The organism is Variovorax pasteuri, from assembly GCF_051216435.1.
Classification (GTDB): Bacteria; Pseudomonadota; Gammaproteobacteria; order Burkholderiales; family Burkholderiaceae_C; genus Variovorax.
In genome coordinates, this window is record NZ_JBPJZS010000014.1 from 43,659 (window position 1) to 55,869 (window position 12,211).

The window sequence follows — 12,211 nt, forward strand, 5'->3', positions numbered from 1 at the left end:
GTCGGTCAGGCCGTGATGTGTGGCGCGCGGCTTATTTAGCGCCGTCCGCCCCGCCCTTGGTGTAGGTGCTCATGTTCATGTTGACCTGGGCATTGGTGGAAGCCTTGCCGGCGGCGGTCTGTGCGTTGGTGACTTCGGCGGAGCCCGTCTTGCCGCCCACTTCCTGCGCCATGCCGGCGACCTGGTTGCGCATGGTCTGGCCGAAGAAGCTGAACACCGCAATGGCGGCGATCGCAATGAGGCCGAGGATCACGAGGTACTCGGTCATGCCTTGGCCGCGGATCTTGATGTGCGAGGCGATACGGCGGCTCAGCGAGGTCAGACGAAGTGTTTGCATGAGAGAGTTTCCTGAAAGGTGGCTGAAAGGACAGCCGGATCGTAGGGACGCTCTCGCACCGCGTTCGATACACTTTTTGCGATTGCCGATACGAAATAACTTTCGCGAAACAGTTTGCAACTGGACGTAAGAAATTCGCGGTCTTTAGTTCGCGGAACTCGTCGCACCCTCCAATCGCAGCTGGCTCTGCCTGCGAAATTCCGTAGGCGTCACGCCCTTGATTTCGAGAAACTGCCGATTGAAATTCGACACGTTGTTGAACCCCACGTCGTAGCAGATCGAGGTGACGTAGCGGTCGCTGTGCATCAGCAGCAGGCAAGCCTTGTTCACCCGCACCTGGTTCACGTAGCTCAGGAAGCTGTGGCCCGTGGCACGCCGAAACAGCCTGCCGAAGCGCCCCGCGTTCATGCCGAGCTCCGCGGCGATGTCGGCCGCGCTCACGTCCTTGGCGGGTTCGCTCGCGATGCGCGTCACGATGTCGTTGATGGCTTCCAGCGGGTTCTCCCCGTCGGTCTGCATGCCCGACAGCAACCGGTAGTCGGTGCATTGCGCCATGTCGGCCAGGAAGTCGCAGAACAGGCTGAAGCGCTTCAGGCCGCGCGCTTCCTTCACCCGGTGCCAGTGCTGTTCCGCGCACGCGGCCATGCCGAAGAACTCGATGCCGTAGCGCGCGCGCTGGAGCATGCGCACCGCTTCCTGCAGTTCGGGAATGCGCTCGGCGGCTTCGAAGATCGGGTCGTGCAGGAACTGGATGACCAGGTCGCGCTGTGCCACGCCTTCGGCGGGTGCGTCCAGCGAGATCCAGTTGTGCGGCAGCTTGGGGCCGCACAGCACGAGGTGTCCGGGGTCGAAGGAGCCGATCCAGTCGCCCACGAAGGCCTGGCCCGACGTTGCCACGATCAGGTGCAGCTCGTACTCTTCGTGGCAATGCCAGCGCGCCAGCGGCGTGGGAAACCCGTGCTCTAGGCAGCGCACCAGCCCGACCTCTTCCGAGGGTTCGTAGCCCAGTTCGGTGGAACGGGCGAGCTCGACTTCGAGCTCGGGCAACAGTTGGCGCGGCGATCGCTGGTGTGAACTCGGCATGACTTTTCTTGAAGGACGGAAAGCATTTGCAGCGCTCGGATGCACGGCGCGAAAGCGCTGCAAACGGTCGCGGTCTTCGAAGTCGGCATGGCCCGCTTCACACGGGCCCGCAAGAGGTTTGCGTCAACCACTTCGGCGCGGCGGACGATAGTGGCGGGGCCATGCAATTGCCAGACCCTATGCGATCGACGGCAGAAGATATGCGCGCATGGCAGGCACGTCCTGCAGGTGGCATGCACACCTGCCGACGTTGTCTAGACAGCTGGGGCAACGGCAACTCCCTCTGTGATTTGCCGCTCAGTAGACGCGCGGGCCGTGCTTGTCTAGAAGCCGTTGCGATGCCGTCGCAAAGTAAGTTTTTTTCGCTCGTCCACGAAGGTTCACGCCGCTGCCAGCACCGCCTGCACCTGCACGCCGTGCGCAGCCAAACGTTTGCGCAGCGCGAGCACCGCCTGGTCCTTGCTGATCAGCCGCGCACGCTGCGCGACCGCGAGATCGATGAACACCTGGTCGTCGGGGTCCTTGCACACGCACGGTGCGCGCGGCGGCGTGTCGGCCACCAGATGCACGCGTGCGTCGAAGGCTTCGAGCACGCTGGCCGCGGCCATCTGCCGCTGCGCGAGCCGCTTCACGATGAGCGGGTAGCCGAGCACCCGCGCGAGTTCGCCGCGCATCGGCGCGGTGGCGAGCCAGCGCAGTGCGCCGGCCGCGAGCGCGGTGCGCAGGGGCATGCAGTCGGGGTTGTCGAACACCAGCAGGTCGAGCGCGATGTTGGTGTCGATGACGACGGGGGCGGATTCTGTCAACGTCATGGAATGTGGGGAGAGCAGGCCCGATGTTGCACCATCGGGAGGTCGCGTCAGGCTGGTGTCGGTTCGCGGGCGGACAATGCCGCAGGCGCACCCTCGCGCTTTCCCGCTTCTTACTTCTTTCTTCATGAAACGACTTCCGCTGCTCTGCCTCGCCCTGCTTGCCTGCGCGGGTGCCCGGGCCGAGTGGCTGACCCTGGTGGGTTCGCCGGGCGATGGAGGCAACAGCTATGTGCAGGTCGATCCGACCAGCGTCGAAGTCGACGGCGCGCACCGCATCGTCAGGTTGCGCCTGAGCCTGGCGCAGGACCGCACCACGCGCGACGGCATCGTGTTCCGGTCGTTCGACGCCAGGGTCGATGTCGACTGCGCGGCGCGCAACGCGCGCTATGTGAGCGCCACCTACTTCGGGCAGCCGAACTTCGTGGGCGAGCCCATCGCGGTGCGGCACTTCGCCGACGACGACGTGCGCCCCATGACGCTGGGCAACGCGCCGCGCGACCTGGCGGGACGCACCGTCAACGCGGCCTGCAGCGTGCGGCCCAAGGAGCCGAAAGCGCCGCAGGCGGCCGAGGGCGAGCTACTTCCGCGCTGAGCCGGCCACCATGTCGAAGCGGAACAGCCTGCATTCGATGGGGCCGTTCCACATCGGCACGCGGCGCGACTCCTTCAGGCGCATCTGCCTGGGCAGCTTCAGGTCGGGCGTGAGCACCCAGGCGGTCCAGCCGGCGTAGTTCTTCTTCCAGTGGGTGGCGAGCTGCGGGAAGAACTCTCCGCCGTCGCCTTCTTCACCGCCCGCACCCTGCGCGGTCTGCGCCGATTCGCGCGCACCGGAACGGCCCGGGCCGGCCACGCCGCCCACCTCGATGCGCTCGCCGTAGGGCGGGTTGAGCATGATCACGCCGGCCTCGACCGGCGGCATGCGCTGCAGCGCGTCGCCGCCTCGGAACTCGATGGCCTGCGCCACGCCGGCGCGCTCGGCATTGCGTTCGGCGAAGTCGACCATGCGGTGCGACACGTCGGAGCCGAAGATCGCCACGCTGCCCTCGCGCACCTTCGCGTCGGCTTCCTGCTTGATGGCCGTCCACACGTGCGGCTGGAACGGCAGCAGCTTCTCGAAGCCGAAGCGCCGCAGCGAACCCGCGGCGATGCCGCGCGCGATCTGCGCCGCCTCGATGGCGATGGTGCCGCTGCCGCAGCAGGGGTCGTACAGCGGCTGGGCCGACACGTCGCCGGTTTCGGGGTTCCACCAGCCGCTGGCGGCCAGCATGGCCGCGGCCAGGGTTTCCTTCAGCGGCGCGTCGCCCTTGTCCTGGCGCCAGCCGCGCTTGAACAGCGGCTCGCCCGAGGTGTCGATGTAGAGCGTGCAGGTCTCGGTGGTCAGGTGGGCGAACACACGGCAGTCGGGCCACTGCGTCTCGATGCTCGGGCGCACGCCGTTGGCCTTGGCGCGGAAGCGGTCGGCAATGGCGTCCTTGATGCGCAGGGTGGCGAAGTTCAGGCTCTGCAGCGGGCTGTGCTGCGCGGTGGTCTCGATCTTGAAGGTCTGCTTGGGCGTGAACCAGATCTCCCAGGCCACGCCGTTGGCGATGGCGTACAGGTCGTTCTCGTTGCGGTAGGGCGCATGGGCCAGTTCGACCAGCACGCGCTGCGAAAGCCGGCTGTGCAGGTTGAGCTTCAGGGCGTCGCGCCAGTCGGCGCGCACGCGCACGCCGCCGCGCAGCGTGAGCAGGTCTTGCCCGGCGCGGCCGGTCAGGGCATGGACCTCCTGGGCGAGGAATTCCTCGACGCCGGCGGCGCAAGGCAGGAATAAGGAGAGATCGTTCACGGGAAATTTCGCTATCGGGAAGCCCGACTCGGGGGCTCCATTGTCGCCGCGTCACAGTCCTTCTCTATATAGTCAATTCGCCGATGACCCCCACGCCCACCCCCGCACCCATGACCGAACCCGCCGGCGGCAGCGACCGCTTCGAGATCCAGTGCGAGGTGCTGCGGCTGTCCATCCGCCCCATCGGGCCGGTGCTGCTGGTGCAGTACCTGTTGAACTGCGGCGTGGCGGCGCTGTTCGCCTGGCAGTACTCGCTGCCGCGCGCGCTGGTCTGGATCGCGCTGATCACCGCCGTCACGGCCATGCGCGGCTTCTTCCCGCAGCGCCTGCCGCAGCCCTTCACGGCGCGCAGCCTGCACGAGGCGCAGCGCACGCACACGCTGCGCACGGCCGTCTGGGAGCTGGCGCACGGACTGGCCGGGCTGCTGCTGTTCAACCCCGAGCGCGCCGACCTGCAACTGCTGCTGGGCCTGATCCTGATGGGCATGACGCTGTCGTCGGCCTTCTCGGTGTCGTTCTACACACCGGCCACGCAGCTGGCGATCACGCTGCTGCTGGCGCCGATCATCGTCACCGGCCTCTGGCTGGGGGCGCCGGTGATGATGGCGGTGTCGGCCATCGGCTGCGGGCTGATCGCGATGATGTGGAAGCTGGTGGCCGAGCGCTCGCGCCAACTCGAGGAAAACATCGGCCTGCGGCTCAACGAACGCACCTTGCGCGAACAGGCCCTGGCCGGCCTGCGCGCCTCCGAGCAGGCGCAGGCCGAGCGGCTGCGCTTCTTCTCGGCCGCCAACCACGACCTGCGCCAGCCGGTGATGGCCATCGGGCTGCAGGCGGAGGTGCTGCGCCAGCAACTGAACGGCGGCGCCGACATGCAGGCGGTGCAGCACACGGTGGGCTCGCTGGCACGCGCGCAGCAGGCGCTCGAGGGGCTGACCAACCAGTTGCTGGAAATCGGCCGCATCGAGGCGGCGGTCGATCCGCTGCGCCCGGCGGCGGTGCCGCTGGCGCCGCTGCTGCACGAACTGGCGCGCCAGGCCGGCGACGCCCGCGTGCGGGTGCGCTGCCCGGCCGGTGCCGTGGCCTTCACCGACGCCGTGTCGCTGCGCCGCGTGCTGGCCAACCTGGCCGACAACGCCGTCAAGTTCACGCCGCGCGGGCGGGTGCTGCTGGCGGTGCGCGCGCGCCGGCGCGGACACGCCCTGGCCTGGCGCGTGGAGGTGCGCGACAGCGGCATCGGCATTGCCGCGGACGCGCAGGCGCGCGTGTTCGAGGACTTCGAGCAGATCGGCAACGTGGAGCGCAACCTGCAGCGCGGCCACGGGCTCGGCCTGGCGATCGTGCGGCGGCTGGCGGCGCAGTTGGGCATCGAGGTGTCGCTGCGCTCGGCGCCGGGGCGGGGGTCGGTGTTCAGCTTCGAGCTGCCGGCCGCGTCGCAAGGCGCGGTGGTGCCCGCGCACGCCGCCTACACGCCGCCCACCGCCGGGGCCCCGGCTGCGCGCACGCTGCGCCCGGGGCTGGCGGTGCTGGTGGTGGAAGACAACACCGTGGTGGCCGACAGCCTGTGCGCGCTGCTGCGGCAATGGCAAGTCGAGCCGCGCGTGTACGCCAGCGCGGCGGAGGCGCTGGCGCTGGCCGACCTGCGCGCGCTCGACGCGGCGCTGTGCGACATCCGCCTGCCGGGCTCGCTCGATGGCATTGCGCTGGCGCAGGCGCTGCAGGAACAGAAGCCGTCGCTGGCCATCGCGCTGATTTCGGCGGACATCAACGAAGCCACGCAAAGGCTCGCCACCGAGCGCGGCTGGCATGCGCTGCGCAAGCCGGTGCAGCCCGACGACCTGCACGGGGTGCTGCTGCGGGCGCAGCAGTCGGGCTGAAGGCGCGCGGCCCGGCTGGCACGGGCCGTGCTGTGCAGCTGTCACCGCTTCCGATATATGCTCCGCGCACAGGCCGCCGGTCCTGCTTCCGATGTCCGCCGACACCCCCTCCCTTTCCCTTCCCGCCGAGGCCCGCCACCTGCGCTACGACGGGTTCGCCATCGCGCTGCACTGGCTGCTCGCGGCCCTGATCGTCGGCTCGCTCGGCGTGGGGCTCTACATGACGGGCCTGCCGTTCTCGCCGCTGCGCCTGAAGGTGTACAGCTGGCACAAGTGGGCGGGCGTCACGATCCTGGCGCTGTCGGCCCTGCGGCTGCTGTGGCGCATCGGGCACCGGCCGCCCGCGCTGCCGGCGGGCATGTCGCGCCTTCAACTGGCGAGCTACCGCGTGAGCCACACGCTGATGTACCTGCTGTTCTTCGCGGTGCCGCTCTCGGGCTGGGCCTACAGCTCGGCCATGGGCATGCCGGTCGGGTGGTTCGGTGTGCTGGCGCTGCCCGACTTCGTGCCGGTCGACCGGGTCTTCGCCGAGGCGGCGCTGCAGCCGCTGCACAAGTACAGCGCCTTCACGCTGGCGGGCGTCACGCTGCTGCACGTGGCGGCGGTGCTCAAGCACCACTGGATCGACCGCGACGGTCTTCTGAAACGCATGTGGCCCGGGCCACGCAAGGAATCTGCTCGATGACGCGCCTTTTCTACCGCCTGCTGCCTAGCGCGGCACTGGCTTTCGCTGCGGCCATGCCCGCGCTCGCTGTCGCCGAGCCCACCAAACTGGTGGCCGACAAGAGCCAGATCGTCTTCGTCACCAAACAGATGGGGGTGCCGGTGGAAGGCACCTTCAAGAAGTTCGACGCCCAGGTGGCCTTCGACCCGAAGAAGCCCGAGGGCGGCACCGTGGCACTGCAGATCGACACGGGCAGCGCCGGCTTCGGCATTCCCATGAGCGACGCCGAGCTGCCCAAGGCGCCCTGGTTCGACGCCGCGCACTTCCCGCAGGCGAGCTTCCAGTCGAGCGCCATCAAGGCGCTGGGCGACGGCAGGTTCGAGATGGCGGGCAAGCTCACCCTCAAGGGCACGGCCAGGGCCGTGACGGTGCCGGTCAGCATCACGGCGGCTGGCGGCTACGCGGTGGCCACCGGAAGCTTTACGATCCAGCGGCTCGACTTCAAGGTGGGCGACGGCGAATGGACCGACACCTCGATGGTCGGCAACGAAGTGCAGGTGCGCTTCAAGTTCACGCTCGCAGGCCTCGGGCCGCTTTGAGACCCCGAACTGCCGCACCGCCTCCTTACCCGCCATGCCTCACACACCTCACGCCATGATGAAGAAGCTCATCCTCGCCTCGGCGCTCTCGGCCTGCGCCCTCGCCGGCACCCCCGCCATGGCCCAGGACTACACGGCACTGCCCGTGGCCGCCAAGCCCGCGGGCGGACCGGTGAAAAACGCCAGCTACGTGGTCGACCCGACCCACACCTTCGTGATGTACGAGATGGGCCACTACGGCACCACCACCAACCGGGGGCGCTTCAGCACCAAGGACGGCACGGTGAAGATCGACGGCACGGGCACCAGCGGCGCGGTCGACATCACGATGGACATCAGCTCCATCAACACGGGCGTCGACCTGCTCAACCGTCACGTGCAGAGCAAGGATTTCTTCAATGTGGCGGAGTTTCCGACCGCGCGCTTCGTGGCCGATCGCATCGACTTCAGCGGCGACAAGGTGGCCGACGTGCCCGGCAAGCTCACCCTGATGGGCCAGACCCGGCCGGTGACGCTGAAGGCCGCGCGCTTCAACTGCTACCTGAGCCCGCTCATCAACCGCCAGGTCTGCGGCGGCGACTTCGAGACGACCGTGGAGCGCAGCGACTGGGGAATGACCTGGGGGCTGAACTTCGGCTTCGAGAACAAGGTGAAGCTGCTGGTGCAGGTCGAGGCCGTCAACATCCAGCCCTAGGCGCGGGGGTGCTGGACGCCGGCCAGGCGCTTGCGCTCGTCGTCCTTGGAGGCTTTGAGCCAGTTGCGCAAGGCCACGAACGCACGCGGCAGGTTCAGCAGCACCAGCATCCAGGCACCAGTGACCACCGTCATGAACGCGCCGAACAGCAGTTGCTCGGCCAGCGGGGCGTCGCTCCAGTAGAAGAAACTCAGCAAAAACGACAGCACCACAGCCCAGACGGCCAGAAGGATGAGGTTTTTCATTTTTTGCATCGCAGTAACTCCGGTGCAGAAAATGTAAACCAAAAGTTACCCAAGTACTACTTAAAGTTTAGTTTTGAATCCCCGATCAGCGTGCACTAATGCACGCTGATCGGGCATTCGGTCTTCACGAGACGCCTTTCCAGCCCATGAACACCACCCTTTCCCTGCTCGGCATTGCCGGCGCCATGGCCGTCGGCGCGATGAGCCCCGGTCCCAGTTTCGTGATGGTCGCCCGCACGGCGGTGGCCTCCCGGCGCGACGGGCTGGCGGCCGCGCTGGGCATGGGCGCGGGCGGACTGGTCTTCGCCATTGCCGCGCTGGCCGGCCTGCAGGCGGCGTTCCTGGCGGTGCCGGCCCTGTACCTCGCCATCAAGGGCTTCGGCGGCGCCTACCTGGTGTACCTGGGCGTGCGCATCTGGCGCGGCGCGCGGCAGCCGCTGGCCATGGCGGCGGCGGTGCCCCCGGGGGTTACCTCGCCGGGCGCGCAGGGTAGTGGCGCACACCCCTTGCGCACCTTCCTTGTCGGCCTGGCCACCCAGGTCAGCAACCCGAAGACGGCGGTGGTCTACGCCAGCATTTTCGCGGCCTTCCTGCCGCGCGACGTGCCGCTGGTGCTGGCGCTGTCCGTGCCGGTGGTCATCTTCTGCATCGAGACCGGGTGGTACACCATCGTCGCGCTGGCCCTTTCTTCGGCGGCGCCGCGCTCGGCCTACCTGCGCTACAAGGCCTGGATCGACCGCGCCGCGGGCGGCGTGATGGGGCTGCTGGGCCTGCGGCTCGTGTGGTCGGCCGTCAGCGGCAAGTGACGCGCGGCAACCGCACCGCTAGAGCAGGCTCTCCGGCGTGAGCGGCGCCAGGATCTCGAGCATCGTGCGGTCCCAGAAGCCCGAGTCAGGCTCCTCGGTCAGCACGGTGAGCTTGCCGGCGTCGTCGCTGGTCCACTCGATGCGCGACTCGTTGCTGCCCTCGGCAAAGCGCAGCCGGTAGGCGCCCTGCTGCTTGAGCACGTCGAGCAGCTTGAGCATCTGCTGCGCCATTTCGGAGCTGTGGATGATCAGCCCGATCTCGGTGTTGGCCGACTCGGAGCGCGGGTCGAAATTCATCGAGCCGACGAACAGCGTGCGCCGGTCGATCACCGCCGACTTGGCGTGCAGCCGCCCCACCGAAGTGCCGAACAGCCCGAGCCGCACGCTGCGGCGGGTGCGGCTGGAACTCAGCTCGTACAGGTCGGCGCCCAGCTTGAGCATGTCGGGCCGGTAGCGGCGGTAGGCGGTGTGCACCAGCGGCTCGTCGGTGGCGGCCAGCGAGTTGGTGACCACGCTGATCTTCACGTTGCGCCTGCGAATCTCGCGCATCACCTCCAGCCCGGTGGCGCCGGGAATCAGGTACGGCGAGACGATGGTCACCTCGGAGCGCGCACGGCGCATCTGCTCGACCACGTTGTAGCGCACGCTGTCGACGTCCAGCAGCGGCACGCCGCCGTAGGAAGCCGTCTTGCCGATCACGCGGTCGGGCGAATCGGCGTAGGCCTCGGCCAGGGTCCAGATCAGGTTGAGCTTGCCGGTGTTCAGGTCGTCCGCCATCGGGCTGTAGCCGAGCAGGTCGTTGGGCGCGGGCAGCGGCGGGGGTGGCGTGGTGTCGGGGCCGGTGGCGGCCTCGAAGCGGCGCTGCAGTTCGTCGCGCGGCACATCGGTGCGCACCACGGAGCCGATGGGCCGCACGTAGACGCTGTTCCAGTACTGGTCGAACAGGCTGCCCAGCCGCGGTATGAGCGCGCCGGTGACGAAGGTGTCGAGGTCGAGAAAGTTCTCGCCCGCGGTGCGCCGGAAGTACTGGTTGCCGATGTTGCGCCCGCCCGCCACCGCCATCGCGCCGTCGGCGATGAACAGCTTGTTGTGCATGCGGCGGTTCACGCGGCTGAAGTCGAACAGCGAGGCGGTGAAGCGCTTCAGGATGCTGCCGCGCCCGGCCGGGAACGGGTTGAACAGGCGCAGCTCGACGTTGGGCGTGGCGGCGAAGGCCAGCAGCAGCTCGTCCTCGCCCGAGGTGTAGAGGTCGTCCATCAGCAGGCGCACCCGCACACCGCGCAGCGCGGCGTCGCGCAGGGTGCGCAACAGGTAGCGGCCGGTCTCGTCGTTCTCGATCTGGTAGTACTGCACGTCGAGCGTGCGCTGGGCGCGGCGCGCCAGCTGGATGCGGGTGTCGAAGGCGAAGTCGCCGCCGGGCATGAGGCGAAAGCCGCTCAGGTCAGGGTCGGGCTGGGCGGCCAGCGCGATCTTGCCCAGGGCGGTGTCGGCCGATACGGCCATGGCCTTGACGGCGGGGCGCGGCGCCTCGTCGGGCAAGGTGGCGCAGCCGGCGAACAGCAGCACGGCGGCCAGCAAGGCGAGGAACCCGAGCCCCCGGCGCAACATCGGATGCGGGCAACCAGGCCTCATGGTCGTCTTGCTACAGCGCCTTGCGCAGGTTGGCGGGCGCTATGCGCAGGGCCTCGCGGTACTTGGCCACGGTGCGGCGCGCGCACTCGATGCCCTGCTCTTTCAGCATCTCGGAAATCTGGCTGTCCGACAGCGGCTTCTTGATGCTTTCCGAGCTGACGAACTGCTTGATGAGCGCGCGCACCGCGGTGCTCGACGCATTGCCGCCGGTCTCGGTGCCCAGCGCCGAGCCGAAGAAGTACTTGAGCTCGACCGTGCCGAACGGCGTGGACATGTACTTGGCCGTGGTCACGCGCGAGATGGTCGACTCGTGCAGGCCCAGTTCGTCGGCAATCTCGCGCAGCACCAGCGGGCGCATCGCGAGCTCGCCGTGCACGAAGTAGCTCTTCTGGCGCTCGACGATGGCGTTGCTCACGCGCAGGATGGTGTCGAAGCGCTGCTGGATGTTCTTGATGAACCAGCGCGCCTCCTGCAGCCGCTGCGACAGCGCCTGGCTGCCCTCGCCCTTGTGCGCCTTGAGAGCGCCCGCGTAGATGTCGTGCACGCGCAGGCGCGGCATGACCTCCGGATTCAGCATGACGCGGAACTTGATGTTGGTGCCGCGGCCGGTCTTGGTGACGATCACGTCCGGCACCACGATGTTGCGCTCCACGTCCACGAAGCGCCGGCCCGGCTTGGGCTCCAGCCGCGCAATGATCTGCAGCGCCAGGCGCACCAGCTCTTCGCTGGTGCGGGTGAGCGTGGCCAGGCGCTTGAAGTCGCGACGCGCCAAGAGTTCCATCGACTGCTTGCACACGGCCATGGCGGTCTTGCGGACCAGCTGTTCCTGCTCGGTCTCGTCCGGGCGGGCCAGCGCGCGCAGCTGGATGCCCAGGCATTCGCCCAGGTCGCGCGCGCCCACGCCCACGGGCTCCAGGCTTTGCAGCAGGCCGAGCGCCACCTGGAAGTGGTGCACGAGGTCGTCGAACTGGTCGTTGTCGTCGCCGGCCAGGCCCGAGGCCAGCGCGGGCAGCGAGTCTTCGAGGTAGCCGTCGTCGTTGAGCGACTCGATCAGGAAGCGCAGCGCGGCGCTGTCGTTCTCGTTCAGGCGCAGGCTCAGCGCCTGGCGGTGCAGGAACGACTGCAGCGACTCCTGGCTGCGCGCGAGCTCGGTGGCGTCGGCGCGCTCGTCGTCGCCCAGGTTGTTCTGGCGCGCGGGGGCGTCGCTGCCCCACTCGCTGTCGTCGGGCGCGGCCATGTCGACGGTGCCGTCGCCTTCCCAGTCGGGCTCGCGCTCGGTGATTTCCGTGGCCGGGCCGTCGGAGTCGGCGGTGCTGGTCGTCGTCTCGGTGGAAGAAGTGGAGGTGCTGGTCGCAGGCGGGGCGAAGTCGCTTTCACCTTCGATGCCGTCGCCTCCATCGCCGCCGCCGTCATCGCGCGGGACCGGCGCATCGGCCGTGTCGAGCCCGAATTCCTCGCGCGCCGCTTCTTCCGCGGTGCGTTCGAGGAACGGGTTCTCGTCCAGCATCTGCTCGACCTCCTGGCTCAGTTCGAGCGTGGAGAGCTGCAGCAGCCGGATCGACTGTTGCAGCTGCGGCGTCAATGCCAGGTGCTGCGAGACGCGAAGGGACAGCCCTTGCTTCATGGAGAGCCCACCC

At 68.4% G+C, this 12,211-nt stretch carries 13 protein-coding genes; 6 read left to right on the forward strand and 7 right to left on the reverse strand.

Annotated elements, in window-relative coordinates:
* Positions 1 to 31 precede the first annotated feature (31 nt).
* From ACSFBM_RS31660 to ACSFBM_RS31670, 3 genes are all read right to left on the reverse strand, one after another.
* Positions 32 to 337, reverse strand: a complete 306-nt coding sequence (locus ACSFBM_RS31660; RefSeq protein WP_435439024.1) for a Flp family type IVb pilin — start codon at positions 335 to 337, stop codon at positions 32 to 34.
* Between the two features lie 144 nt (positions 338 to 481).
* The gene (locus ACSFBM_RS31665; RefSeq protein WP_435487934.1) at positions 482 to 1,420 is read right to left on the reverse strand and encodes an AraC family transcriptional regulator; all 939 of its coding nucleotides are present in this window, start codon (positions 1,418 to 1,420) and stop codon (positions 482 to 484) included.
* A 380-nt stretch (positions 1,421 to 1,800) separates the two neighbouring features.
* Positions 1,801 to 2,232: a putative toxin-antitoxin system toxin component, PIN family gene (locus ACSFBM_RS31670; RefSeq protein ID WP_435487935.1), complete on the reverse strand. Its 432-nt coding sequence runs from the start codon at positions 2,230 to 2,232 to the stop codon at positions 1,801 to 1,803.
* Positions 2,233 to 2,356: 124 nt separating this feature from the next.
* Here ACSFBM_RS31670 and ACSFBM_RS31675 point away from each other — a divergent pair, with 124 nt between their 5' ends.
* A complete protein-coding gene (locus ACSFBM_RS31675) occupies positions 2,357 to 2,824 on the forward strand; it encodes a surface-adhesin E family protein (protein ID WP_435487936.1) in 468 nt (155 codons plus the stop codon).
* Here ACSFBM_RS31675 and ACSFBM_RS31680 read toward each other — a convergent pair.
* A complete protein-coding gene (locus ACSFBM_RS31680; protein WP_435439020.1) occupies positions 2,810 to 4,057 on the reverse strand; it encodes a THUMP domain-containing class I SAM-dependent RNA methyltransferase in 1,248 nt (415 codons plus the stop codon). The two genes, ACSFBM_RS31675 and ACSFBM_RS31680, sit on opposite strands and share 15 nt — an antisense overlap.
* Before the next feature lie 110 nt (positions 4,058 to 4,167).
* On the opposite strand from ACSFBM_RS31680, the gene ACSFBM_RS31685 reads away from it, so the two are divergent.
* From ACSFBM_RS31685 to ACSFBM_RS31700, 4 genes are all read left to right on the forward strand, one after another.
* The gene (locus ACSFBM_RS31685) at positions 4,168 to 5,934 is read left to right on the forward strand and encodes an ATP-binding response regulator (RefSeq protein WP_435487937.1); all 1,767 of its coding nucleotides are present in this window, start codon (positions 4,168 to 4,170) and stop codon (positions 5,932 to 5,934) included.
* A 91-nt stretch (positions 5,935 to 6,025) separates the two neighbouring features.
* On the forward strand, positions 6,026 to 6,619 hold the full coding sequence (locus ACSFBM_RS31690; RefSeq protein ID WP_435487938.1) for a cytochrome b: 594 nt from the start codon (positions 6,026 to 6,028) through the stop codon (positions 6,617 to 6,619).
* The gene (locus ACSFBM_RS31695; RefSeq protein ID WP_435487939.1) at positions 6,616 to 7,197 is read left to right on the forward strand and encodes a YceI family protein; all 582 of its coding nucleotides are present in this window, start codon (positions 6,616 to 6,618) and stop codon (positions 7,195 to 7,197) included. The genes ACSFBM_RS31690 and ACSFBM_RS31695 overlap by 4 nt, the downstream gene beginning before the upstream one ends.
* Positions 7,198 to 7,255: 58 nt before the next feature.
* Entirely contained in the window at positions 7,256 to 7,891 is a 636-nt protein-coding gene (locus ACSFBM_RS31700; RefSeq protein ID WP_435439081.1) for a YceI family protein, read from the forward strand.
* On the opposite strand, the gene ACSFBM_RS31705 is transcribed toward ACSFBM_RS31700, so the two are convergent.
* Positions 7,888 to 8,145, reverse strand: coding sequence for a hypothetical protein (locus tag ACSFBM_RS31705; protein WP_435487940.1), 258 nt, complete (start codon positions 8,143 to 8,145; stop codon positions 7,888 to 7,890). The two genes, ACSFBM_RS31700 and ACSFBM_RS31705, sit on opposite strands and share 4 nt — an antisense overlap.
* Positions 8,146 to 8,282: 137 nt before the next feature.
* Between ACSFBM_RS31705 and ACSFBM_RS31710 the strand changes: the two genes are divergently transcribed.
* The gene (locus ACSFBM_RS31710; RefSeq protein WP_435487941.1) at positions 8,283 to 8,942 is read left to right on the forward strand and encodes a LysE family translocator; all 660 of its coding nucleotides are present in this window, start codon (positions 8,283 to 8,285) and stop codon (positions 8,940 to 8,942) included.
* 18 nt (positions 8,943 to 8,960) lie between these two features.
* On the opposite strand, the gene ACSFBM_RS31715 is transcribed toward ACSFBM_RS31710, so the two are convergent.
* Together ACSFBM_RS31715 and rpoN are read right to left on the reverse strand one after the other, a co-directional pair.
* Positions 8,961 to 10,574, reverse strand: a complete 1,614-nt coding sequence (locus ACSFBM_RS31715) for a phospholipase D family protein (protein ID WP_435487942.1) — start codon at positions 10,572 to 10,574, stop codon at positions 8,961 to 8,963.
* Between the two features lie 10 nt (positions 10,575 to 10,584).
* On the reverse strand, positions 10,585 to 12,198 hold the full coding sequence (gene rpoN / locus ACSFBM_RS31720) for an RNA polymerase factor sigma-54 (RefSeq protein WP_435487943.1): 1,614 nt from the start codon (positions 12,196 to 12,198) through the stop codon (positions 10,585 to 10,587).
* Positions 12,199 to 12,211: the final 13 nt, after the last annotated feature.

Coding starts and splice junctions, on each gene's coding strand:
- ACSFBM_RS31660 (WP_435439024.1), bottom strand. CDS start 337: ATGCAAACACTTCGTCTGACCTCGCTGAGCCGCCGTATCGCCTCGCAC.
- ACSFBM_RS31665 (WP_435487934.1), bottom strand. CDS start 1,420: ATGCCGAGTTCACACCAGCGATCGCCGCGCCAACTGTTGCCCGAGCTC.
- ACSFBM_RS31670 (WP_435487935.1), bottom strand. CDS start 2,232: ATGACGTTGACAGAATCCGCCCCCGTCGTCATCGACACCAACATCGCG.
- ACSFBM_RS31675 (WP_435487936.1), top strand. CDS start 2,357: ATGAAACGACTTCCGCTGCTCTGCCTCGCCCTGCTTGCCTGCGCGGGT.
- ACSFBM_RS31685 (WP_435487937.1), top strand. CDS start 4,168: ATGACCGAACCCGCCGGCGGCAGCGACCGCTTCGAGATCCAGTGCGAG.
- ACSFBM_RS31690 (WP_435487938.1), top strand. CDS start 6,026: ATGTCCGCCGACACCCCCTCCCTTTCCCTTCCCGCCGAGGCCCGCCAC.
- ACSFBM_RS31695 (WP_435487939.1), top strand. CDS start 6,616: ATGACGCGCCTTTTCTACCGCCTGCTGCCTAGCGCGGCACTGGCTTTC.
- ACSFBM_RS31700 (WP_435439081.1), top strand. CDS start 7,256: ATGAAGAAGCTCATCCTCGCCTCGGCGCTCTCGGCCTGCGCCCTCGCC.
- ACSFBM_RS31705 (WP_435487940.1), bottom strand. CDS start 8,145: ATGCAAAAAATGAAAAACCTCATCCTTCTGGCCGTCTGGGCTGTGGTG.
- ACSFBM_RS31710 (WP_435487941.1), top strand. CDS start 8,283: ATGAACACCACCCTTTCCCTGCTCGGCATTGCCGGCGCCATGGCCGTC.
- ACSFBM_RS31715 (WP_435487942.1), bottom strand. CDS start 10,574: ATGAGGCCTGGTTGCCCGCATCCGATGTTGCGCCGGGGGCTCGGGTTC.
- rpoN (WP_435487943.1), bottom strand. CDS start 12,198: ATGAAGCAAGGGCTGTCCCTTCGCGTCTCGCAGCACCTGGCATTGACG.